The organism is Microvirga sp. P4_G7, assembly GCF_056401005.1.
In genome coordinates, this window is sequence record NZ_JBFUKD010000886.1 from 1 (window position 1) to 1,262 (window position 1,262).

1 protein-coding gene is annotated in these 1,262 nt (G+C 60.4%); it reads left to right on the forward strand.

All coding sequences use genetic code 11. The features are described from left to right. Nucleotides 1–1,262, forward strand: a 1,262-nt coding sequence (gene ligA / locus AC1DT3_RS21640) for an NAD-dependent DNA ligase LigA (protein WP_477467240.1), incomplete at both ends; no start/stop codon positions are given.

The following is a 1,262-nucleotide window of genomic DNA, read 5'->3' on the forward strand; positions in this document are numbered from 1 at the left end:
TCTGATGCCGATTACGATGCCTTGCGCCATCGTTACGATCTTCTGGAAGAGCATTTTCCAGAACTCAAATCATCCGAGAGTCTGACGCAGAAGGTCGGCGCGAAGGCGTCCGAGAAGTTCGGCAAGATCAAGCACCGCATTCCGATGCTGTCGCTGTCGAACGGCTTCAGCGATGAGGATGTGCAGGATTTCGTCGACCGCATCCGCCGCTTTCTCCAAATCAAGGACGGCGCTCCGCTGCTGTTCACGGCGGAGCCGAAGATCGACGGGCTTTCGCTGAGCCTTCGCTACGAAAAGGGCGAGCTCGTCAGCGCCGCCACACGCGGTGATGGCGCTGAGGGCGAGGACGTCACGGCCAATGCGCGAACCGTCGAGGATATTCCAAAGAAGCTCAAGGGTGCCAATGTGCCGGCAATCTGCGAGGTGAGGGGAGAGGTTTACCTCTCGCATGCGGATTTCGCCGCAATCAATGAGCGTCAGCAGGCCGCCGGAAAGCCGGTCTTCGCCAATCCGCGAAACGCGGCCGCCGGCAGTCTGCGCCAACTCGATCCCAAGATCACCGCGTCGCGGCCGTTGCGTTTCTTCGCTTATGCGTGGGGCGAAATGAGTGCCATGCCGTCGAGCACGCAGCATGGCATGATCGAACGCTTCAACGCGTTTGGATTGAAGACCAATCCGTTGACCAAGCTGTGCGCGAGCGTCGAGGAATTGCTGGCGCAATATCACGCCATCGAGACCGATCGCGCCAATCTCGGCTACGATATCGACGGCGTCGTCTACAAGGTGGATGACTTGGCGCTGCAGGAGCGCCTTGGTTTCGTTTCGCGCTCACCGCGCTGGGCGCTCGCCCATAAATTTCCGGCACAGAAAGCCATCACGATTCTCGAGGACATCGAGATCAATGTCGGTCGCACAGGTTCGCTCAATCCGATCGCGAAGCTGAAACCTGTTACCGTTGGTGGCGTCGTGGTGTCGAATGCGACGCTGCACAACGAAGATTACATTCGCGGTATCGGTGGTGACGGTCAGCCGATTCGCGACGGTGTCGACATTCGTATCGGCGACACGGTCGTCGTGCTGCGCGCCGGCGACGTCATCCCAAAAGTGCTGGAGGTCGTCCTCGACAAGCGGCCGGCCGACGCAAAGCCGTACGTCTTTCCGACGCGCTGCCCTGCCTGCGACAGCCACGCGGTGCGAGAGGTCAATCCGCGTACGGGGCGAGAAGACTCGGTCCGTCGTTGCACCGGAGGCCTGATCTGCCC